The organism is Sorangium sp. So ce124 (assembly GCF_051525235.1).
Taxonomy (GTDB): Bacteria; Myxococcota_A; Polyangia; order Polyangiales; family Polyangiaceae; genus Sorangium; species Sorangium atrum.
Window position 1 is genome coordinate 13918587 of sequence record NZ_CP150312.1, and the last position, 22180, is coordinate 13940766.

Consider the following 22180-nt stretch of genomic DNA (forward strand, 5'->3'; position numbering starts at 1 on the left):
CGGCAGATCCGGAGTTGCCCTGATCACTCATCGTTCGATGGAGCGCGCGTCTCTGGCGCGATGGCGGGGTGGTGGGGCGACTCCTGCGCTGACGAGGCGGAGCAGCGGAGCAGCGAGAAGCCTGCTCCGGCGGCGAGGAGCACGCCGGCGGCGACGAGCTTGAGCCCTGCGCGCTTCGCGCGGCGCGCTGCTGCCGACGGGGCGACAGCTCCCTCTTCGGCGAGCGCGGCGGCGTCGTCGGCCGCCTCCGGCGTGGAGAGCGCCGCGGCGTCGGGCGGCGCCTCCAGCGAGGCCGCTCCGGCGCTGCGCGCGCGCAGCCGGTTGCTCGAGGGAGGCGCTGGCAGGAGGCTGCCTGCGCGCAGCGTCGCGATCGACGCCTCCCCGTCCAGATCGGCGGTGCTGGCCGGGAACGCGTCGCTGATGCGGGCGTCGGGCGCGAGCGAGCCGCTGAGGCGGGCGCTCTGCACGAGCGGGTCGCTGGCGCGGGCGCTGGGCACGAGCGAGTCGCTCTCCGGCTCCCTGGGCGCCGCCGGGGGACCGAAGGGGCGGAGGGCGACGGCCGCGTAGCGCTCGAGGAGCGCGCCGACCTCGCGCAGATCGGCCGGGCGCTGCGCGCGATCCGGGCTGAGCATGCGATCGATCATGGCCGCGACGTCGGCGGGCAGCGTGGGCGCGCTCTGCCCGATCGGCTGGATCGAGCCGGTCAGGACGCGCTTCATCACCTTGCCCATGTTCTCGGCCTCGGTGGGCCGCACCGAGGTGAGGCACTCGTAGAGGATGACGCCGAGCGACCAGATGTCGGCGCGGTGATCCACGTCGTGCTCGCCGAGGATCTGCTCCGGCGACATGTAGTACGGGGTCCCGAGCATCTCGCCGCTCCCGGTGCGCCCCCACGACCAGCTGCTCTCGCCCGGGGCGGCGGTGACCTTGGCGATGCCGAAGTCGAGCACCCGGACGCGGGCGTCGTGCTGCGCGGCCGCCGGCGAATCCGCGGAGCCCGGCGCCGCCGCGGCGCTCGGGTGCTCCTCGGCGGCGGCGTCCGCTGCGCCGGGCGAGCCGCGTGGCGCGGCCGCGTCGGGCGTGAGCAGGAAGATGTTGTCGGGCTTCAGGTCGCGGTGGACGATGCCCAGCGCGTGGGCGGTGCCGACGGCCGAGATGACCGGCAGCAGGATGCGCGACAGCTCGGGGAGGGGGATCTGCGCCTCGCGCAGCAGCTTGTCGCGGAGCGACTCCCCCTCGAGCAGATCCATGACGAGGAACGGCGTCCCGTTGTCGAGCTCGAGCACGTCGTGGATGGATGGCACGTTCGGGTGATCGACCGCCGCCGCCGCGCGCGCTTCCCGGACGAGGCGCCGCCGAGTCGACGCGTCATCCGCCGTGCCGGGGCGCAGCAGCTTCAGCGCCACACGTTCGCCGTTCGCGAGGTGGGTGGCGGCCCAGATGACCCCCATGCCTCCCTCGGCCAGCTGGCGATCGACCCGATAGCGACTCGCCACCAGGGCGCCTGGCATCAGCGGATTGCTCACGCAAAGATCAGGATACCACGCGCCGTCCTCCTGACCTTCTCCGCGCGCCTCAAACGCCCCGACACCGCTCCGGTCGGACAATTACGAGTTCGACGCAGCACCGCCGCCCCGGCGCGCCATACGACATGGGTATTCGCGTGTACGTCCCTGTCGCCGCAGAACCGCAGTGATTTTTCAACACGGATGTTCGATTGCCCACCGTGATCTAGGGAGCCACATAACATCACCGGTCAACTGTACGTCCGTGTCACCGCGGAAGCGCCGATATCTTCTCGATACCAAACATCACCGGTCATGAAACACACCTTGCTAACGAGCGTCACCACCGCTCGTTCATCGCGGCGCGCCCCCACCAGGCTCATCCGTAGTGAATCGCCCCCGCCGCCGAGCTCATCCCCCCGGAACGCGCCCTGCCGAGCGGCGCGCGCCCGCACAGGAGACGGGCCCAGATCGGCGTTTTCGGCGCGCAGGCGTACTCTCGTCTCAGGATCCTACAGATCTCGCTTGATGTGTGTTGGGCGACGTGATCAAAGCTGCGGATGGGTTCACCTGCAGCAGAGCACGCAGCGGCACTCGCCGAGGAGATGAGCGACGCGCACTTCGGCGATGCGCGGCTTTCGAAGCGCCAGACCAAGCTGGTGCAGAAGCTGGCGCAGGCGCCGGACAAGAGCTTCCCCTCGCTGCTGTCCGACAGCGAGCTGGAGGCGGCGTACCGTTTTTTCGGCAACGACGCCGTCACGCCCGCGGCGATCCTGGCTCCGCATGTGCACGCCACCCTCGCGCGCATGGAGGCCGAGCCGGTGGTGCTCGCCATCCATGACACCACGACCCTCTCCTTCCGCTCGGACGGCCAGCGGCAGGGGCTCGGACGGCTGCGCTCCTCGGGGCAGACGTTCTTCGCCCACTTCACGCTGGCGGTCAGCGGCGATGGAACGCGCCGCCCGCTCGGCGTGCTCGATCTGAGCACGCACGTGCGCGACGACGGCACGATGGACAACGAGCACGACCGCTGGGGAGAGCAGGTGGAGCGCGTCGCGGCCTTGGGCGCAGCTCCGCACGACGTGGTGCATGTCATGGACCGCGAAGGCGACGACTACGGCCTGTTCGCGCAGCTGTTGAGCGCAGGGCATCGGTTCGTGATTCGGCTCGCGCACAATCGCCTCGTCGAGGCCGACGCCCTCGGAGAGCAGGCCAAGCTCGAGCAGGCGCTCGCGCATGTTCAAGCGGTGGCCGTACGCGAGGTAGAGCTTTCGCCGCGGCCGGCAGCCAATCGCAGCCCTCAACAGAAACGGCTGCATCCTCCGCGCGCAGGACGCTTGGCCAAGCTCGCCCTTGGAAGCACGCGCGTGACCCTGCGGCGACCGAGATCCCAGCCGCGCGAGCTGCCGGCGACGCTCTCGCTTCAGGTCGTGCGTGTCTGGGAGCTCGAGCCGCCGCCGGGCGAAGCGCCGGTCGAGTGGGTGCTGCTCACGAGCGAGCCGGTCGAGTCCGTCGAGCAGTTGACGCAGCTGGTTGACTGGTACCGGGCGCGGTGGATGGTGGAGGAGTTCTTCAAGGCCCTGAAGACCGGATGCGCCTACGAGAAGCGCCAGATTGAGGACCTGCACGGCTTGCGCAACGTGCTGGCGCTCTTCGCGCCCATCGCCTGGCAGCTATTGCTGCTGCGCAGCGAGGCTCGGCGCGCTCCGGAGCAGCCCGCGACCGCCGTGCTCACGCCCACCCAGCTCGCGGTGCTGCGGGTCTTCGCGCGCAAGCCCCTGCCCGAGAACGCCACGGCCCGCGATGCCTTCCTGGCCATCGCCGGGCTCGGCGGACACCTCCGGCGAAACGGCGAGCCCGGCTGGCAGACCTTGGGCCGTGGCTACGAGCAGCTCCTCACCCTCGTCCAGGGCTGGAGCGCCGCGAGGGAGGTGGGGAAATTATGATCAATCCTGAGACTCTCGTACGCCGAGCACCGAAAACGTCGAGATGGGCCCGTCTCCGCAGCGGGCGCGTGCCGCTCAGACGGCGGGCCAGATGGAGCCGGCTCGTCGGCGCTCGGCGTAGGCCTCGGCCGAGAGCGCGTAGCGCAGCAGCTCGTTCGACACCGGGTGTTGAAGGAGCAGGCGGGGCTCCTCGGTCGAGCGGGCCATGTCGCGATCGTACCGGCGGAGGTAGTCGATCGCGGCGAGCGCGTCGCCGCAGAGCAGGTAGCCGATGCGGTGCTCGCTCCGGCGCAGGCCGAGGACGAAGGCGCGCGCGTCGTACGACACCGCGACGGTCGACGCGAGCTCCTCGAGCATCTTGCGCTGGCGGCGCCCGATCGCCCGCTGCACGCCGGGGAGCATCTGCTGCGCGGCGTGCTCGCGCGGGGGCGAGATGGCGCCCGACCCGAACCCGGGATCGATCGTGCGGATCGACGCCAGCAGCAGGCCGTCGGTGGCCTCGGCCGGGATCTCGTCGAGGAACGTGAAGCCGACCGCGATGCGCGCGAAGAGGCGGGCGAGCGCGAACGTCTGCTCGAGCTCCGGGAGCTCCATGAACGACGTCGGCGCGACGAGGGCAGGGGGATCACCCGGGAAGACGCGGGCGGCCCCTTGCCACGAGGGGACGAGGTAGAGCTCGAACGCCTCGATGCCGAGCGCGCGGCCCACGCGCTCGGCGAGCTGCCGCGTCGGGTGGTTGTCGCGCGGGCTGATCCGCTCGCGCGAGCTGATGCCGAAGTTGCTCAGCTCGAAGCGGATCGCCTTCGCCGCGATCGGCGCGATCGCCAGCGCCACGTCGATCCAGGGGCTCCGGGCCTCCGGGAGGAGCAGCCGACCCATCTCGGGGCCCGCGAAGGCCCCGGCGTACGGCGCCTCCGACGGGACGCGCCGGCTCCTGAGCCGGGCCATGCGGTCCAGCGACACCTCGCCGAGGCAGGCGCGGACCTCCTCCACGGTGATCCGCTCCTCCGCGCGCCCGTCCTTGGCGAGCGCGGCCTCGAGCGCGGCGAGCGCCGGGCCGAGGTCCGGGAGCCGGGTGAAGACCTCCGGATCGGGCGTCAGCACGTCCCGCAGCACCTGGACCGCCTCCGCGTTGCGCCCCGCGGCCTCGAGGCCGCGGCCGAGCGCGGTGCGCGACTCGGGCGGCGCGCCCGGGAGCGCGACGGCCTGCTGGAGGCGCGCGAGCCCGTCGCGAGGCCGCACGAGCAGGGTCGACTCGAGCAGGCCGAGCGTGGTCAGCCACCGCGGATCGGCAGGGATGCGGCGCGACTCGGCGACCTCGAGCAGCTGCGCGAGCGCCTTGGCGTAGGCCGCCGCGCCCTCGCTCGTGTCGACGCGGTACAGGCGGGCGAGCGCCACCCACCCGCGCGTGTCGCCGCCGGGCGCGCTCACGATCGCGTCGCACAGCGTGCGGACCATGCCGGCCGTGTCGCCGGCGTCGCGGTAGGCGTCCGCGAGGCGCAGGGCGGCCTCGACGCGGGAGCCCGGGTCGGGCGACAGCTCGACGAGGCGCCCCAGCGCGCGCAGCGCGAGCGCGTGGTCGCCGCGCGTGACGCCGAGCTTGTGCAGCCGCTCGAGCGCGGGCCGGTTCTGCGCGTCGAGCGACAGGACCGCCTGGAGCGCGTCCTGGGCGAGCGCCGGGTTCGCGAGCGGCCCCTCGTACAGATCGGCGATGAGGAACTGCACCGCGATCTTGGTCTCGGCGTCCGTCGCCGCGGCCACGGCGCGCTTCAGGGCGTCGCGGGCCTCGAGCCAGACGCGCTGCGCGGTGAGCAGCCGCGCGAGCAGGAGCAGCGCCGCCGCGTCGTTCGGGAGCGCCTCGATGACCCGCCGGACGGCCGCGATGCCCACGCCGGCGTCGATCGCGCCCGGGCGCCCGTGGTGCTGCAGCACCGACCGGGCGATCTCCGTGCCGAGCAGCGAGATCGCCTCGCGGCTCGCGGCCTTGCCGAGCGCCTCGCCGAGCCGGTCGGTGAGCCGCTGGGGCTCGCCCGCGAGCTCCCTGGCGAGCGCGCGCGCCGCGGCCACGCAGCTCGGATCCGCGCGGAGCGCGCTCTCGTACAGCTCGAGCGCGCGCGCGCGGCCCTCGGGGGACGCGTCCTCGGCGGTGAGCTCCGCCGCGCGCACGAGGTGCGTCGCGCGCGCGGGCGCTCCGAGGACGAGGTCGGCGAGCGCCAGCTGGGCCGCGATCACGCTCGCGCGGTCGCCGAGGCGCTGCGCGAGCCGATCGAGCCCGCGCGCCGCGATGAGGCTCTCGGGCCACAGCCCGAGGGCGTTGCGGAAGCCGGCGAGCGCCGCGCGGGCGGCGGCGGGGTCCGCGTCGGCCTGCGCCTCCGCGAGGAGCGCCTCCTCGACGCTGTAGAGGGCGCGCGCGATGGGATCGGGCGTCAGCTCCCGGCTGTCGCGGATGGCGCCGGCGAAGAGGGCCTGCGCCCGCGGCGCGATCGGATCGGCGGGGCTCGCCTTGGCGGCGATGCGGAGGATCGCCAGGTGGGCGGCCGCGTCGTCGGGCGCCTCCTTCACGATGCGCGCGAGCGCCTCGAGCGCGGCGCTCGGGCCGAGCTGCTCCTCGAGCGAGGCGATCTCCCAGAGGGCGCCGCCGCGCGCGGTGGAGGAGGTGAACACGTCGGCCTCCGCGCGCAGGACGGTCGCGAGCGACGTCGGCGCCTCGAGGTGCCGGTAGAGCTGCTCCAGCATGCGGAGCGCCGGGATGTGGTTCGGCACCACCCCGACGAGCCCCTCCAGGATCTCGACGGCCTGGCGCGGGCTGCTGTCCGCGAGGACCAGCGCAAGGGAGATCCGGAGCGCGTGATCGACGAGCGCCGGCGGCTTTCGCTCGATCCAGCGCGCGTACAGCCCCGCGAGCTCGCTCGCGATCATGGAGGCGGACATCCCCGGCAGGCTGGACGCGCGGGCGCCGGTCGCGGGCCGCTGCGCGACGGGCGCGCCGAGGCCGACGCCGACGCCTGCGCCGCCGGCGCGGACGTAGATGCGCTCCATCGCGTCGAGGATCGCCGGGTCATGCTGGCCCGAGGCGAGCGCCGCGTCGGCGCGGGCGAGGAGGCGGAGGGCGTCCTGATCGCGCCCGAGGGCGAGCTCCTGCACCTCGGCCGCCTGGAAGAGCAGCCGCGCGTGGTCGTCGGGCCGCTGCGCCTCGTCGGCGAGCGAGCTGAGGACCTCGACGAGCTTCTCGTAGTTGCCTGTCTCGCGGAGGAGCCGCGCGATCTCGATCCGGGGCAGCGGGTGAGCGGGCTTCTTCCGCGCCGCCTCGCGGTACGACTCCACGGCGCTGTGCGGCCGCTTGAGGCGCCGCTCGTCGAGCCCCGCGACCTCGATCCAGAGGCTGAACGCCGCGTCCCCCGCGGGGTCGCGCTGGATGAGCTTGAGCAGCGCGCGCCGCGCCTCCTCGTACCGGCCGGCGCGCTCGTCGAGGCGGACGCGCGCGCGCAGCGCGTCGGGGTCGGTCGGATCGATCGCGAGCGCGCGGTCGACCAGCGACGAGGCCCGGTCGCGATCGCCGAGCCTGATCTCGGTGACGTCGGCGGCGCGCAGGAGGAGCCTGCGCTGCTCGCGCGGGCTGCTCGTGAGCTCGGCCTCGGCGCAGAGCGCGCGCGCGAGCCGCTGCGCGTCCCCCGCGCGCGCGGCGTTGCGCTGGAGCGCGAGGATCGCGGCGCGCCGCTCCGGGTCGATCTCGAGGATCTTCTCGATCTCCTCCACGGCGCGGGCGGGCTGGGCGAGCTCGTCCTCCCAGATGGAGACGAGCTTCTCGAGCAGCCCGATCTTGCGCGTCGGGTCCTCCGTCGCGCTCGCGGCCTGCGTGTAGAGATCGAGCCGCGCCTGCACGCCGCGCGGATCTTCCTCGACGGCCAGGGCGTCCGGCGTGAGCAGGGCGGAGAGCGCGTCGAAGACCGAGCTGTTGCCCGGCTCAATCGCCCACGCGGCGCGCAGGATGGCGAGCGCCTCGTCGCGCCGCTTCAGGTGGCGCTCGGAGATGTCAGCGGCGCGGAGGAGCGCCGCGACCCGGACGGGCGCGGGCCGGTCCGCGTTGGCGACGGCGGTCCACACCTCCACGCGCTCGGCGTGGTGGCCGAGGCGCTGGAGGGCGCGGTCGAGCCGCTCCCGCGTCGAGCTGTCCTCGGGATCGAGCTCGAGCGCGCGCGTCGCGTGGAGCGCGGCCTGCTCTGCGTCCCCGAGGGTGTCGTAGATCTCCGCGAGGCGGACGTGCTCGTGGATGATCGCCTCTTTGTCGGTGAGGAGCGCGAGCTCCTTCTGGCGCACGTTGGCGGCCAGCTCGAGCATGCCGCTCGCCTCGAGCAGGCGGATCAGCTCGCCCACCACGCGCCGCGCGGTCGGCGAGCCGGCCGGGGCACGCGTCGACGCGCGCCGGAGGAGGGGCACCGCGTCCGCCGGGGACCGGATCTTGTCGATGAGCAGCCGCGCCGCCGTGTAGAGCAGCCGCGCCGCGCGGTCGTCGTCGCTCTCGTGATCGGCCTCCAGGGAGAGCGCGCTGACGAGGCCGACGATGCCGTCGTGGTGCACGAGGTGGCGGCGGAGCGCCTCCCGCACGGGCCCGGGCCCTGGATCGAACGCGATCGCGCCCTCGAGGGACGCGAGGGCGAGCTCCGGCTTGTAGAGCTTCCGATCGAGCACGGCGGCGCGCTCGACGTGGATCCAGGCGGTGAGCTGGCCGTCGCCGTCCGGCCGCCCGCGCCCCGGGGCGTAGGCGGCGGAGAGCCGGTCGAGGTGCGCGGCGAGGTCCTTGGCCGCCTGCTCGGCGCCGCGGGCGCTCTCGCGCCGGAGGGCGATCTCGAGCCCGCGCAGCGACGCGGCGTGGAGCGGGACGAGCCGCAGCGCCTCGGTGAACGCCTCGCAGCTCTCGGGCGTCCGCCCGAGCGCCTGGAGCAGGCGCGCCCGCTCGGCGAGGAGGTCGGCCCGGAGGGCGTCGGTCTCGGCGACGCGGAGCTTGTCCTCGACGACCTCGAGCGCGAGGGCGAGCTCGGTGCGCGCGTCGAGCACGCGGTGGACCCGCGAGAGCGCCGGCTCGAGCGTGCGGGACAGCTGTCGCGCGCGCTCGTACGAGCGGCGCGCGGCGGCGGGGTTCTTGAGCGCCCGCTCTTCGTGGATGCCGAGCTCGACGAGGGCGCGCGCCGCGCCGACCGGATCGCTGCCCTTGAGCCGATCAGCGCGCTGCTGGAGCTCGGTGGCGAGGTCCGGAGCGGCGAGCTGCGGGCTCTGCGCGGGCACCTCGGGCGCGTTCGGCTGCGAGCGCGGGGCCGGAGGCGGCTGGGCGGGCGAGGCGGTCGCGTGCGTGACGCTCGGCGCGGGCGCAGGAGCGGCGCTCGGCGCGTGCAGCACGGTCGCCGCATGCGCGGCGTTCGGCGCGTGCAGGACGGTCGCCGCATGCGCGGCGCTCTGCGCGGGCGCCGCGGTGCTCGGCGCGGGCGTGACGCCGGGCGCATGCGCGGCGTTCGGCGTGACGCCCGATATCGGCGCGCGTGGGGCGCCTGGCGCGGGCGCGCCGCCCGGCAAAGGCGTGCGCGTGGCGCCCGGCGCGGGCGCGCCGCCCGGCAAAGGCGTGCGCGTGGCGCTCGGTGCGGGCGTGCCGCCTGGCAAAGGCGTGCGCGTGGCGCTCGGTGCGGGCGCCGGCGCAGTGCTCGGTGCTGGCGCAGCGCTCGGTGCGGGCGCCGGCGCAGCGCTCGGTGCTGGCGCAGCGCTCGGCGCGGCGCCTCGCGTGGATGCCGGCGCGGCGCTCTGCGCGAGCGCCGGCTCGATCGACTCGACCGAGATGGGCGTCGGCGACGAGCTCGGCTCGACCGAGACGGGCAGCGGCGTCGCCGTCGGCTCGACCGAGATGGGCAGCGGCGTCGCCGTCGGCTCGACCGAGATGGGCATCGGCGTCGTGCTTGCGTCGAAGGCGGCGATCGCCTGGGCAGGGGCGCCCGGCTGGGAGCCAGGCGCCGGCTTCCCCGCGCTCGCGGCGGAGCCTGGAGCGGGCTGCGTTGCGGCGCGGTTCGGGCTCGGCGGGCGCTGGCCTGGGCCGCGCGCCGGAGGGCGGGTCGGGCTGGCTCCAGGGGGCGCCGCCGTCGTCTTGGACGCGCCTCCCGGAGGCATCGGCGGCGGTGGCCTCGACGGCGGCGCAAGCGATGGCGGCGCCGGCGGCGGCGCGCTCGCGGCGCTGCCGTCCTTGCGGCGGATCAGCGGCGGTGGCCTGCTCGGAACTGGCGGCGGTACGCTCGGTGCCGGCGTCTTGTTCGGCCCTGGCGGCGGCGCGCTCGGCAGCGGCGGTGGGCTCGAGGCCAGCGGCGCGCTCGGCAGCGGCGGCGGGTTCGGCGGCGGCAGCGGGTTCGGCGGCGGCAGCGGGCTCGAGGTAGCCGGCAGCGGTTCGCCGCCTGCCGGCGCGCTCGCAGCCGCCGGCAGCGGTTCGCCGCCTGCCGGCGCGCTCGCGGCCGCCGGCAGCGGTTCGCCGCCTGCCGGCGCGCTCGCAGCCGCCGGCAGCGGTTCGCCGTCCGTCGGCGCGCTCGCGCTCGACGGCGCGTCGAGCCTCGACGTGCTCGTGCCGACGAGCAGCGTCTTCGCGCCGGGCTGAGGTTGCGCGCTCGCGCGCGTCATTTGAGCGTTGTCGGCGTTGGCTTCCCAGCCAGCTTCGTCCGGCGATCCGGACAGGCTCGGCAAACCAGGCCGGCGCGACGCTTCGTGTTGCGGATCGTCCCCGTGGGCCACCGCCGCGGATGCTACACATCCACGCGCCCTCAATCTACAGTCGATGCGCCTGCTCGCTGGCGTCGCGCGCTTACCGATACAGGGGCGACCTACTTGTTGAACGGTGCTGTCGACGCGCAGCGCAGCAAGGCGAGCTTCATCGCTTTTCCGGCCGGCTGCGCCACGAGCAGCGCCTCTGCGGAGGCGGCGATCGGCTCGCCGCGCCCGAGGGCCGGCTCGGCGTGCAGCCCGCCTTCGAGCTCGCCTCTCGCGGTGAGCGCCGCGAGCTGCGTCGGGCCGGATGCGTTCGCGATCGCCAGCCACGCCGCGGCGCCCGCGGCCTTCGCCGGGTCCTGCGCGCCCGGGCCTCGAGCGCCGGGGAGGAGCGCCGGCACCCCGGCGCCCAGGCCCAGCGCGGCCTCGGGCGGGGCGTCCTGGTCGCGATCGCCGCCGACGAGCACGCGCGGCTCGCTGGCGCCGCCGAGCCGCACCAGCACGGCGCTGATGCGCCCTCCGATCGAGCCGCTCGGGGTGTCATCGTCCCGGAAGGCGAGGATGAGCCCGTCGTCCTCGCCGAGCGTCAGGTCGTACGCGAGCACGTGTCCGTTCTTGGGGGTGACCGCGCGGGGCGTCGCGGTGAGCGCGCCCGTCTCGTCGAGGGGGACCACCTCGATCCACTGGTGGGCGATCGTCTCGCCCGCCGCGGCCGTGTCCTCGTCGCCGTCGTCCTTCTTCGCCGCGGCCTTTCGCGCCGGCTCCTCGGCGCGCGCGATGTACGCGAGCCAGTAGCCGCCCGGCCGGCCGATCACGCGCGGCGTCTCGGCGTCGGTGCTCGGCTGGGAGACCGGGCGGGCCGACGTCACGGAGCGCAGCGTGCCCACGTCGGCGGAGGCGAGCATGATCCGCGAGCGCTTGCCGTCGCGGGTCACGTCGTCCCAGACGATGACCGCGCGCTCGCCGGACGCGGCGATGTCGAGCGCGAGCGACTCGTCGCGCCCCTCGGCGAGCTCGGCCCCCCACGTGACGTGGTCCCCTTCGACCCTGGCGACCTTGATCGCGCGCCCGCCCGCGTTCGGCTCGAGCATCGCGGCGAGGATGGCGCCCCCGGCGCCTGCGACGACCGGAGGATCCATGTCCCCGCGCGATCGCGCGAGCCGGACGAGCTTCCCCTGGGCGCCGTCGGCCGAGAGCGTGGCCACCATCGCGACGGTCCCGCCCTCGGCTTCTCGCTGGGCGCCCACGGCGAACCCGCCGGAGAACGTCGTCCCGCGGCCGACCTCGACGGCGAACGGCGCGATGTCTTCAACGCTGTCCGCGCCGCCGCCCCCCGCGCCTTCCTCGGCCCCGCGCGCGGCCGGCGGCGCGTCGCCGATGACGAACGGCGGCGGGCTCGCGGGCGTGCAGCGCGGGGGCGGCGGCTCCTGCGCCGCGCCGGCATCGTCGGTGTCGCTCGGCGCGGACGCCGCGGGGTTCGCGCTGGGCGGCGCGGGCGCGTCGCTCGCGGCGCCTCCCGGTGTGGAGCAGGCGCGCCACACAACGAGGCCACCGACGACGAGGGCGACGGCCAGCGCGCCCTTCCAGGCGACGCCCTCGGGCTCCTCCGCCGGCGGCGGCTGTCGATCTGCGCCCGTGCTCCCCTGGCTGGTGTTCCGCTGGGTGGCGCGCTGCTCGGGATCCATGGCGCGAGGGTGTTAGCGCTGATCGCTCCGCGAGGGCAGGGGGAGCGTAAGCCGCGCAGCGCCGCGAGGGTGGCCGCTGCGCGCGAGCTCGCGACGGGACGCGACCTCCTCTCGTCGAATCGCCGGATCCGTGTGGCAGTTTGGCCGCCTCTGCGTGGCCCGACGCGACGCCGGTTCGCACGCGCTGAGTCGTGCGGATATCCATCGATGCTCGATATCGACCATCGAGAGACCACTTCGGGACGCAGGACCCTGCGATATCACCTCCGCCAGGAGGACGAGCGATCACCGAAACAGCCATGTTGTTCCCGAGCCCGGTGTGCGTTTGAACCAGGCCGATCTGCCCCACGACGGGCCTCTATGGATGATCAACGACCTGAACAACCACGGGGAGCGGACGCGCGCAGGCGAGCTCATCTGCCTCGCCGGCTGGACCCACGATCGCGGTGCGCGCCGCGCTTCGGGCACCCCGGTGAGCCGAGAACTTCCCCTCCGCCGCCCGCGCGGCTAACGAGCGGCTGTCAGTGTCAGCTTCGTCCGTCCGGTGCCTGGCGCCGCGGCCTTCCTCTCTTTCGTCGTGATGCCCAGCCGTCCTCTCCTCGCCACCTTCCTCCTCGGGCTCGTCGCGCTCTGCTGCGCGGCCTGCGTCGGCTCCTCGCCCACGCCGCTCGCCCCTTCGCTCCGCGGCTCGATCGGCGTCCCGCACCACGGCGTCATCACCGACGCCGTCGAGCTCCCGAGGCAGGGCCCAGGCTACCGGCTGCTCCGCAGCAACGGCATCCGGTGGGGGACGGCGGGGCTGGTCGCCGCGGTCCAGCGCGCCGCGGCGGAGGTAGCGCTGGCGCGGCCGGGTGGCGAGCCGCTCGTCGTCGGCGACCTCTCCGCGCGCTACGGCGGCGCCACGCGGGGGCACCGGTCCCACCGCACCGGGCGCGACGCCGACCTCTTGCTCTACGCGCTGACCCCGGACGGCCGCCCTGTGCGCTCGCCGGGCTTCGTCGCCTTCGGGCCGGACGGGCTCGCGCGGATCAGCGATGGCGCCGAGGAGCCCGCGTCGCCGCGCGCGGGCGCGCCGCAGTACGTCCGCTTCGACGTCGAGCGGGAGTGGCTGCTCGTGAAGTCGCTCGTCCGCTCGCCCGACGCGCACGTCCAGTGGCTCTTCGTGGCCCGCTGGCTCGAGGCGCTGCTCATCGAGTACGCCCGCGCGCTCGGCGAGGATCCGGAGCTCATCTGGTATGCCGAGAGCGTGCTGCTCCAGCCGGGCGACAGCACGGCGCACGCCGATCACATCCACCTCCGCGTCGCGTGCACGCCCGACGAAGCCCTCTCCGGCTGCCTCGGCGGCGGCCCGCAGTGGCCATGGCTGCCGGCCGTGCCGCAGCTCATCGCGCCGTCGGATGGCGACCTCGCCGCCGCGTTGCTCGACGACCTCCTGCCTGGAAGCGCCGCCGCGGGCTCTCGCGTGGCGGCTCCGGACAGCGCCCTGTGAGCCACCTCCTGGCGCATGGCGACGCGGCCGACGTCTGCGAGGCGCTCCCCGCGGACGTGCGGTTCGATCTCGTCTACCTCGATCCTCCCTTCGGCGTCGGGACGACGATGACCGCGCGGGCGGCGCGCGGCCAGGCGCGCGGGCGGCGCCGGCCGGAGAGCGGGCCCGACGCGTACGACGATCGCGCGAGCGCCGACGCGCTCGTCGCGATGCTCGAGCCGCGCCTCGCGGCCATCCGCGATCGCATGACCGAGGGCGCGACGCTGTACCTGCACCTCGATCACCGCGCGGTCCACGACGCGAAGGTCGCGTGTGATCGCCTGTTCGGCCGCGGCGCCTTCCTCGGCGAGATCATCTGGGCGCCCGGCAACGGCGGCCGGGGCGCGCGCGGCTTCTCCGTCACGCACCAGACGATCCTCCTTTACGCGCGCGCCGCGGGCGAGCGCGGCCAGGTGGTCTACAACGTCGCGGATCCGATGCTCCGCGAGCCGTACGCCGAGACCAGCCTCGCGATGCATTTCAAGCACCGCGACGAGGAAGGCCGCCTGTACCGCGAGCGGATCCTCGGCGGCAAAGCGTACCGGTACTACGCCGACGAGGGCCGCCGGCTCGGGAGCGTGTGGAGCGACATTCCCGGGATGGTCGCCAACACCCCGCTGCGCCGCGAGGCCACCGGCTACCCCACGCAGAAGCCGGAGCGGCTGCTGGAGCGCATCGTCCGCGCGTCCTCCGCGCCCGGCGCGACCGTCGCCGATCTCATGTGCGGCAGCGGCACCACGCTCATCGCGGCCGCGCGCCTCGGCCGCCGCTTCGTCGGCGGCGACCGGAGCCCGCTCGCCTTCGCGACGGCGCGGGAGCGGCTCGACCGCGAGGGGATCGTGTACACGGCGCTGGAGGTCACCGCGGCGCAGGGCGATGGGGTTGCACCGTAGCGGGCGAGCGTCGTGACGGGACCGCCGAGCGCAGCTCAGCGGGTAGAAGGGGCCATCACGAGCTCGGCGCGTCGCGTGCTCTCAGCATGCGTTCTGTGGTCTCGATGGCATGAGGCTCCGCAGCCTCCGTCTGGCTGGCCGAGCGTGGAAGACTCCTCCCGATGTCGCGGGTCAACGGATGATCGGGCCCCAGCTGACTGCGCAGCGTCTCGTGCGCTCGACGGCGCAAAGCGATACCGCGTTCCGTTTCGCCCAGGGCCAGGAGCACAGCTCCCAGGTTCCCCTCCATGACGGCCACCTCGGGGTGCCCGGCGGTTCCGTGAACGCGCTCGAGTATCGGGAGCGCGCGCTCGAGCGCCTCGCGTGCCCCCCCGAGGTTGCCCTGGGACAGGAGCACCATGGACAGCGACTCGAGCGAGGCGCTGATATCCTCGGGAGCGTTCGCCCCCTCGATCTTCGTCCTGATGCTCAGCTCTTGCTCCAGGAGCTGCCGCGCGTACGGCAGCTCGCCTTGCGCGAAGAGGACCCGGGCGAGGTGGTGGAGCGAATCGGCGACACCAGGATGCTCTCCCGTCCCGTAAACCCGCAGCTGGATCTGAAGCGCCCGCTCGAGGAGTTCGCGCGCCCCTCTCGAATCCGACTGGGCGAAGAGGGTGCGGGCGAGCTCGCGCAGCGAGGCGGCGACGCGCGGGTGCCAGTCTCCGTGCACCTTCGTCTCGATACGGAGCGCCTGCTCCAGGAGCTCGCGCGCGCGCGGCACCTCACCCTGCGCGAAGAGGACGCGAGCGAGGTCGCGCAGCGAGGCGGCGACGCGCGGGTGTTCCTCGGTCCCGTGCGTCCTCGTCAGGAGCGACGATGCCTCCTCCAGCTTGGTGCGCGCGCCGGTCAGATTGCCGGCGGCGATTTGAAGTTGAGCCAGCTCGCGAAGCACGTTCGCGCCCTCAAGGGAGGGCTCGACATCGTGATCGTCCACGAGCGTCAGCGCCTCTTCCAACTGCTTACGGGCTCCCGAGAGGTCGATCGACTGGATCACACCGACCAGCTCATCGACCAGCTCGGCGTGCTCCTTCAGCTCGCTCTCGGCGAAAACTTCGCGCAGGATTTCCCGGACCCTGCCCAGCTGCCCTCCGTCAGCCAGCGCCACACCCAGCGTGCGAGCGGCATCCATGTTGCCGCGCTCCTCTGCCAGCGCGCGCTGCGCCCAGTGGACGGCCACGATCGGATCCCCGTCCGCGATGGCGCCGCGCGCAGCACCGATCCAGCGGCGCTCGGCGATGAGCTGCTCGCAGGAGAAACGGAGATCCCGACGAGGCGCGATGTTGATGCGCAGCAGGGACGTCCCCACTCCTCGCACCGGCGAGATGCCATGTGCGCTGCAGAGCGGCCATAGCCGCTGCACCGGATCACCCGCGGCGCGCGCAACATCGTCAAGCCGCGCCTGCGGGAGGCCTGCCTCGAGCAGCCTGACCGCCGTCGTGACCGCATCGCACTCGAAATCGAGGAGCGCCGCGAGCCGTCCAGCGCCCTCGGCACCCGCGGCCTCGAGCTCCCTGATCGCCTGCGCGAGCGGCATTGGACGCGAGTCCACCTCTAGCAGGCCCATGCTGCCGGTACCAGACATCGCGGCTCGACCGCGCGCCACGACCCGCTCGGTCACGAGCGGCTCTCTCCGCCCAGCTTCCACGAGCGCCCAGCGCAGGCGGCGCAGCTCAAAGAAGCTGTCGACCTCGCAGGCTTCGATCCAGGCGCCGTCCGCCGCCCGGATCGCCTCCACTAGCGCTGGATAAGGCGCCGTCGCGGACACGCGCACCCGCGTGCTCGCTGGCAGCGCCGCCGCGAACGCCTCATCGAGATCTCCTTCTTGCCAGAACATCCCCCAGCCCCGCTCGTCTGCCGCCCGGATCCCCCAGATCACTGGCGGCCACGGCCCTCTCGGGCACTCCAGCCGATGGGAGATCCAGTGGAAGAAATCCGGCGCCTTCCTCGCCAGCGCCGTCGAGGTCGCCGCGTCGCTGAACAGGATCACCCGGAGCGCCCGCTCCGCCAGGATCGGCCGCTCCACGTTCAGCCACCCCGCCTGCGCGGCGTCCGGCACGAGCACGACCACGGCACCCTTCGGCGCACGGGCGAGCTGAGTCGCGTCGGTGTGCACGAAAAGGTCCGGCTCGCTCACGGCGAGCGCCCGCACGAGGGACCCGAGCCGCTCGGGTCGCGCCTGGTCGATGAGGACGAGGACGCCCGCCTCGCCGAGCCGCAGGATCAGGCGGAGCCGCTCGTGGAGCGCGCGATCGGCCGGAGCAGGTGCATCGTCAGGAGCGGATGGGGGTAATACCATTCGGACTCGTTCGGATAGGGCAGGAGGTGGCCGTACGTGAGGAGCTCGCGCGCCCTCCCGTCGGAGGGGATGCGGTGCCGCGGGTTCGCCATCACCGCCTCGAGCACCTCGATATGACCTTCATCTAGGCCGGTCTCGAGCAGCCGGCGCATGCTGTCGAGCACCGCGTCGACGAGCGCCGGCGTCGCGTGCGGCGCGTCCTCGAGCCAGGCCTGCTCGGCGAGCGCCCGGATCAACTTCACGAAATCGCGCGCCCTGCCGCCGGAGTAGTAAGCGAGCCGCTCCAGCTCCGCCCGCGCGACGAGATCCGGCGCGCCCAGGTCGGCGGTGCGCCGCTCGTAGAGCTCGCAGAAGAAATCGAGCCCGGGCCCGCGCTGCGTCGGATCGCGGTGATCCATGACGGGCTCGTTGACGAGCGGCAGGATCAGGTTGAAGCGCGGGATCGCGCTCGCCACTGGGCTCGATCGCAGCGCGAACGGGCCGCTCACGACCACGCGGCACTCAAGCTGCGCGATCATCTCCGACTCGATGAACAGCGCCTCGGCGCGATCGAGCTCGACGATCCGGTCCAGCCCATCGATGAGCAGCAGGATCCGCATCGCCTTCGACTGCACGTGTCCGATGAGGACGTTGACCGCCTGGAGCAGCGTCTGCATCTCGGCGTCCTGATCGCGCCGTCGTCGTGCAGCCTGGCCGATGGGCAGGTTCCACTTGAGCGCGCCGGACGCGGCTTCGAGCACCTTGAGCCCGACCGCGCCGGCCGCCGCGGCGGGTGCGCCGAGCAGCGGCAGGCCTGCCGACGCGAGCACCACCATCGCCTTCGCGAGCGCACCCGCGTCCACGGCGGCGGCCTGCGCCCCGGGCGTCTCGGTGGCGCGCGCGACCTTCTCCCACGCGGCCGAGAGATCGGTGATGTGCGAGGCGGGGATGGGGTAGGGGAGGAGCTCGCCGGCCGCCCGGACGAGGGCCAGGCCTGCGAGGAACACGACCTCCCAGGCGCCCACGTTGCGCAGGGCCTGCTCGTCGCCGACGACCTCTGCGAAATGGCGGTGCAGGTCGAGCACGATGACGAAGTCCTGGCCACTGCGCGCCTCTGCGATGCGGAGGAGCTCGGTCGACTTCCCTGTGCCCGTCGTGCCGGTGACGAGCGCCCGCGTGTCCCCGAACGGCATGGCCACACGCTGGACGATTCGGCTCGCAGGGCTCCGCACCCGTTCGGCTCGCCACGCCCGGTTGTCCGCCGGACGGAAAGGGTCGAATCGTTTGTAAATGGTCTCCCAGACGGCCCGGCGCGACACGGCTCGACCTTAGCAGACCGAGCCCCGGAGCACCTGCTCGGCCCCCGTGCGCCAGATGCGGACCCAGGCAGCGCGGCTCGCGCACGAGGAACACGGTGTGGCTCCGCGGTCCCACGGGGCGCTTGCGCGCAGCCACGCTCAGCGACTCCGCTCGGATCGCGTGCTGTCGAGGCGTCGCTCCCCTTGAAAGGCCGTGCTGGGTGGAGCAGAGGCCGATTTCAAGTCTTGAGAGAGCCTCCTCGGTCACGGAGTGGCCCATTTCAACGCTTGAGAAGGCCTCCCAGGTCGCCGAGTGGCTCACTTCAACGCTTGAAAAGGCCTTCTAGGGCGCCGAGTGGCACACTTCAGCGCTTGAAATGGCTCACTCGCCGCCCGAGAGGGCCGTTTCGACGCTTGCATCAACCGTTGCAACCGGCTCGTCCGGGGTTGCGAGGGCGAAGGGGCGGGCCCGAGGAGCGCGTGTTCTTCGCGCGGCGCGGAGAGGGCCGGCGTAACGCTCAGACGAGATCGTCCGTCGGCCCCGCGCCCTGCCGGACGATCTGCACATCGCCCTGGCTCAGGTCGATCACGGTCGTGGGCACGGCCCCGCCGGTCCCTGCGTCGAGGACGAGCGCGAGCCCCGGGAACCGATCGTCGATCTCCCCCGGATCGATGATCGGATCCTCCCCGGGAGGCGCCGCGGTCGTGCTGATGAGCGGCCGCCCGAGCGCTCGGACCAGCGCGAGCGCGACCGGGTGGTTCGGCACGCGGATGCCGACCGTCTTCTGCTTGAGGTGCACGTACTTCGGCACCTCGCGCGTCGCGGGGAGGATGAAGGTGTACGGCCCGGGCAGGAAGCGCTTCAGGATGCGGTACGCCTGGTTCTCGACGATCGCGTAGCGCGCGATGTCGCTCAGATCCGGGCAGATGAACGCCAGGTTCTTGTTCTGGCGCATCCCCTTGATCTGATACACCCGCTCGATAGCCGCCTTGTTCATCAGGTCGCACCCGAACCCGTACACGGTATCGGTCGGGTAGCCGATGACCTCCCCCTTCTGAATGAGATCGATCGCTCGCGCGATCTTGCGGGGTTCCGGGTGATCGGGGTTGATGGGCTGGAGCACGGGAACGCAACCATGGGGCCGCCCGGCCGACTTCGCCAGTGCTGGCTGCTCGGATGCGCCGCCAGCGTGGGGCAGCCGGAGGGCGATGCTGAGGGTGAAGAGAGGCGGGGCGAAGCCCCCGAAACGCGAGCCGGTCGCACGCGCGACCGGCCCCGAGGCGGAGATCGAAGATCCCGGCGTTGCAGCGCGGCTCGCTACTCCTTGAGCGCCTCGCTGCCGCCGATGATCTCCATGAGCTCCTTGGTGATCGCCGCCTGACGCGCCTTGTTGTACTCGAGCGTCAGGTTGTCGATGACTTCCTTGGCGTTCTTGTTCGCGGCGTCCATCGCCGTGAGCTTCGCGCCGAGCTCGCTGGCCATCGACTCGTAGAGCGCGCGCAGGATCGAGATGTCCACGTACATCGGCACGAGCCGCTCCAGGAGCGCGCCCTTGTCCGGCTCGTAGAGGAACTCCGACGCCGCGGAAGGCGCGCCGTGGCCGCCTTCGTCTCCCTGCTCCTGCTCCTTCGCCGGACCGCCGGCGGGCGGCAGGAGCCGCTCGACGACGACCGTCTGCGTGATCGCGCTCTTGAACTCGTTGTAGACGAGGTAGATCGCGTCGACCTCGCCCTTGTTGAACGGGGCGAGGAGCTTCGCGCCGACGGACTGGGCCGTCTCGAGGTTGAGCTTGTCCCAGACCCCGGCCAGGTACTCGAGGATCGGCGCGCCGCGGCGGTTGAAGTAGTCCCGGCCCTTGCGGCCGATGATCGCGAGCTGGACCTCCTGGCCCGCCTCGGTCCGGCTCTTCCACTCGCGCTCGGCGCGCTTGTTGATGTTGGTGTTGAAGCCGCCGCAGAGCCCGCGGTCGCTCGTGAGCACCAGGAGCAGCACGCGCCGCTCCGGGCGGGTCACGAGCAGCGGGTGCAGCGCCTTCTCGCCACCGGCGAGCGCGCCCGCCTCGCCCTCCGCCCCGATCCCCTCCGCCGCGAGCGCCTCGGCCGCGGGAGCCGCGTCGCGCGTGATCGCCGAGAGCACCTCCTGCACCTTCACGGCGTAGGGCCGCAGCTCGGTGATGCGCTGCTGCGCCTTGTTGAGCTTGGCGCCCGCGACCATCTTCATGGCGCGGGTGATCTTCTGCGTCGACTTGACGCTGGAGATCCGCTTGCGAATGGACTTGAGGCTGGGCACGGCTGCCTACTTTTCCTTTGCCTTCGAGGCGCTCTTCCCGTTCTTCGACTTGGCCTTCGGCGCCTCCTCCTCGTCGTCGCCCGCGCCGTCCTCGTCGGCCGCGGTCGAGGCGCCGGCCGCTTCCACCGCGAACCGCTTCTTGAAGGTGTCGATCGCCTTCGTCATCCGCGACTTGAGGTCGTCGTCGAGGACCTTCTTCTCGCGGATGTCCACGAAGATCTGGGGGTGCTTCGCCTCGATGAACTTGTAGAGCTCTTCCTCGAAGCGCCCGAGCGAGCTCACCGGCAGGCTGTCGAGCAGGCCCTGCGTGCCGGCGTAGATGATGAGGATCTGCTTCTCGACCGCCAGCGGCACGTACTGGCCCTGCTTCAGGATCTCGGTGAGGCGCGCGCCGCGCTCGAGCTGCGCGCGGGTCTTCGCGTCGAGGTCCGAGGCGAACTGGGAGAACGCCGCCATGGCGCGGTACTGCGCGAGATCGAGGCGGAGCGTGCCGGAGATCGACTTCATCGCCTTGATCTGCGCGTTGCCGCCGACCCGGCTGACCGAGATGCCGACGTTGATGGCCGGGCGGACGCCGGAGTAGAAGAGGTCGGCCTCGAGGAAGATCTGCCCGTCCGTGATGCTGATGACGTTCGTCGGGATGTACGCCGACACGTCGCCCGCCTGCGTCTCGATGACCGGCAGCGCCGTGAGCGAGCCGCCCGACTTCGGATCACGGACGATCTCGTAGTCGCTCGCCTTCGCCTTGTCCGAGAGCTGCTGCTCGAGCTTCTTGATCTCGTCCTTCTTCTCGTCCTTGCGCGCCTGCTCGAGCTTCTCGAAGAGGGCCCCGTCGATCGTCTTCCAGAGCGAGTCCTTCGCCGAGTGCATCCCGTGCGCCCCGACGTGCGCCTTGCCGTCCACGCCGCGGTACGAGGCGTCGCCGCCCTCGATCTTCGTCCCCTTCGACACGACGTAGAAGATGTCGGCCATCTTCGCGGCGCGCTCGAGGAGCCGGGAGTGGAGGTAGAAGACGTCGCCCGGGTACGCCTCGCGGCCCGGCGGGCGGCGGAGCAGGAGCGAGAGCTGGCGGTACGCGACCGCCTGCTTCGAGAGGTCGTCGTAGATGCACAGGGCGTGGCGCCCGCTGTCGCGGAAGTACTCGCCGATGGTCACGCCGGTGTACGGCGAGATGAACTGGAGCGGCGCGGTCTCGCTCGCGGTCGCGGCGACGATGATCGTGTACTCCAGCGCGCCGTGCGCATCGAGCTTGTCCACGACCTGGCGCACCGTCGACAGCTTCTGGCCGATCGCGACGTAGACGCAGATGACGCCCTTGCCCTTCTGGTTGATGATCGCGTCGACGGCGACGGCGGTCTTGCCCACCTGCCGGTCGCCGATGATGAGCTCGCGCTGGCCGCGGCCGACCGGGATCATCGCGTCGATCGCCTTGATGCCGGTCTGCATCGGCTCGGTGACCGGCTGGCGCTGGATGATGCCGGGCGCCTTCACCTCGACGCGGCGGCGCTCCTTCGTATCGATCGGGCCCTTGCCGTCGATCGGCATGCCGAGCGCGTTCACGACGCGCCCGAGCGTCGCCTCGCCGACGGGCACCTCCATGATGCGCCCGGTCCGCTTGACGGCGTCGCCTTCCTTGATGGTGCTCGTGTCGCCGAAGATGGCGGCGCCCACGTTGTCCTGCTCGAGGTTCAGCACGAGCCCCATCAGGCTGCCGCCCTCCGAGCCGGTGAACTCGACGAGCTCGCCGGCCATCGCGCGGCTCAGGCCGTGCACGCGGGCGATGCCGTCGCCCACCGTGAGCACGGTGCCCGTCTCGGTGACCTGAGCGGCCTTGTCGATATTCTGGATTTGCTTCTTGATGATCTGGGAGATCTCTTCGGCGCGGAGCTGCATGCGGAGTCCTCTGTGGGGAGACGCTTGGGCTGCGGAATCAACGTCGTCAAGGTCGAGGGGGCGGCGAGCGCCGGGCCAAGACCCATCATGAAACAG

Annotated in this window: 12 protein-coding genes; 4 read left to right on the plus strand and 8 right to left on the minus strand. The window is 72.8% G+C overall.

Annotated features, from left to right (window positions below; genetic code table 11):
- Positions 1-23: 23 nt before the first annotated feature.
- Complete coding sequence (locus tag WMF19_RS52245; RefSeq protein ID WP_437897180.1) at positions 24-1526, minus strand: serine/threonine-protein kinase; 1503 nt, start codon at positions 1524-1526, stop codon at positions 24-26.
- 584 nt (positions 1527-2110) lie between these two features.
- Between WMF19_RS52245 and WMF19_RS52250 the strand changes: the two genes are divergently transcribed.
- A complete protein-coding gene (locus WMF19_RS52250; protein ID WP_437893055.1) occupies positions 2111-3451 on the plus strand; it encodes an IS4 family transposase in 1341 nt (446 codons plus the stop codon).
- 75 nt (positions 3452-3526) lie between these two features.
- Here WMF19_RS52250 and WMF19_RS52255 read toward each other — a convergent pair whose 3' ends face one another.
- Positions 3527-8734, minus strand: a complete 5208-nt coding sequence (locus WMF19_RS52255; RefSeq protein WP_437897181.1) for a tetratricopeptide repeat protein — start codon at positions 8732-8734, stop codon at positions 3527-3529.
- Here WMF19_RS52255 and WMF19_RS52260 point away from each other — a divergent pair.
- On the plus strand, positions 8691-10076 hold the full coding sequence (locus WMF19_RS52260; protein ID WP_437897182.1) for a hypothetical protein: 1386 nt from the start codon (positions 8691-8693) through the stop codon (positions 10074-10076). The two genes, WMF19_RS52255 and WMF19_RS52260, sit on opposite strands and share 44 nt — an antisense overlap.
- Positions 10077-10299: 223 nt before the next feature.
- Here WMF19_RS52260 and WMF19_RS52265 read toward each other — a convergent pair whose 3' ends face one another.
- Entirely contained in the window at positions 10300-11868 is a 1569-nt protein-coding gene (locus WMF19_RS52265; RefSeq protein WP_437897183.1) for a hypothetical protein, read from the minus strand.
- 580 nt (positions 11869-12448) lie between these two features.
- Between WMF19_RS52265 and WMF19_RS52270 the strand changes: the two genes are divergently transcribed.
- Positions 12449-13357, plus strand: a complete 909-nt coding sequence (locus WMF19_RS52270; protein WP_437897184.1) for a penicillin-insensitive murein endopeptidase — start codon at positions 12449-12451, stop codon at positions 13355-13357.
- Positions 13354-14289, plus strand: a complete 936-nt coding sequence (locus tag WMF19_RS52275) for a DNA-methyltransferase (protein WP_437897185.1) — start codon at positions 13354-13356, stop codon at positions 14287-14289. The genes WMF19_RS52270 and WMF19_RS52275 overlap by 4 nt, the downstream gene beginning before the upstream one ends.
- A 55-nt stretch (positions 14290-14344) precedes the next feature.
- On the opposite strand, the gene WMF19_RS52280 is transcribed toward WMF19_RS52275, so the two are convergent.
- From WMF19_RS52280 to atpA, 5 genes are all read right to left on the minus strand, one after another.
- Entirely contained in the window at positions 14345-16624 is a 2280-nt protein-coding gene (locus WMF19_RS52280) for a tetratricopeptide repeat protein (protein ID WP_437897186.1), read from the minus strand.
- Entirely contained in the window at positions 16549-17796 is a 1248-nt protein-coding gene (locus tag WMF19_RS52285) for a hypothetical protein (protein WP_437897187.1), read from the minus strand. The genes WMF19_RS52280 and WMF19_RS52285 overlap by 76 nt, the downstream gene beginning before the upstream one ends.
- Before the next feature lie 623 nt (positions 17797-18419).
- Positions 18420-19025: an L-threonylcarbamoyladenylate synthase gene (locus tag WMF19_RS52290; RefSeq protein ID WP_272097034.1), complete on the minus strand. Its 606-nt coding sequence runs from the start codon at positions 19023-19025 to the stop codon at positions 18420-18422.
- A gap of 194 nt (positions 19026-19219) precedes the next feature.
- Positions 19220-20191 (minus strand): ATP synthase F1 subunit gamma, encoded by a 972-nt coding sequence (gene atpG / locus WMF19_RS52295; protein ID WP_437897188.1) that lies wholly within the window; start codon positions 20189-20191, stop codon positions 19220-19222.
- Positions 20192-20197: 6 nt separating this feature from the next.
- Positions 20198-22084 carry a F0F1 ATP synthase subunit alpha gene (gene atpA, locus WMF19_RS52300; RefSeq protein ID WP_437897189.1) on the minus strand — a complete coding sequence of 629 codons (1887 nt, stop codon included), beginning with the start codon at positions 22082-22084 and terminating at the stop codon, positions 20198-20200.
- Between the last annotated feature and the right edge of the window lie 96 nt (positions 22085-22180).

Bases quoted from the DNA above. Each gene is read 5' to 3' on its own strand.
- WMF19_RS52250 (WP_437893055.1), top strand. From the start codon at position 2,111: ATGAGCGACGCGCACTTCGGCGATGCGCGGCTTTCGAAGCGCCAGACC.
- WMF19_RS52265 (WP_437897183.1), bottom strand. From the start codon at position 11,868: ATGGATCCCGAGCAGCGCGCCACCCAGCGGAACACCAGCCAGGGGAGC.
- WMF19_RS52270 (WP_437897184.1), top strand. From the start codon at position 12,449: ATGCCCAGCCGTCCTCTCCTCGCCACCTTCCTCCTCGGGCTCGTCGCG.
- WMF19_RS52280 (WP_437897186.1), bottom strand. From the start codon at position 16,624: ATGGTATTACCCCCATCCGCTCCTGACGATGCACCTGCTCCGGCCGAT.
- WMF19_RS52285 (WP_437897187.1), bottom strand. From the start codon at position 17,796: ATGCCGTTCGGGGACACGCGGGCGCTCGTCACCGGCACGACGGGCACA.
- atpA (WP_437897189.1), bottom strand. From the start codon at position 22,084: ATGCAGCTCCGCGCCGAAGAGATCTCCCAGATCATCAAGAAGCAAATC.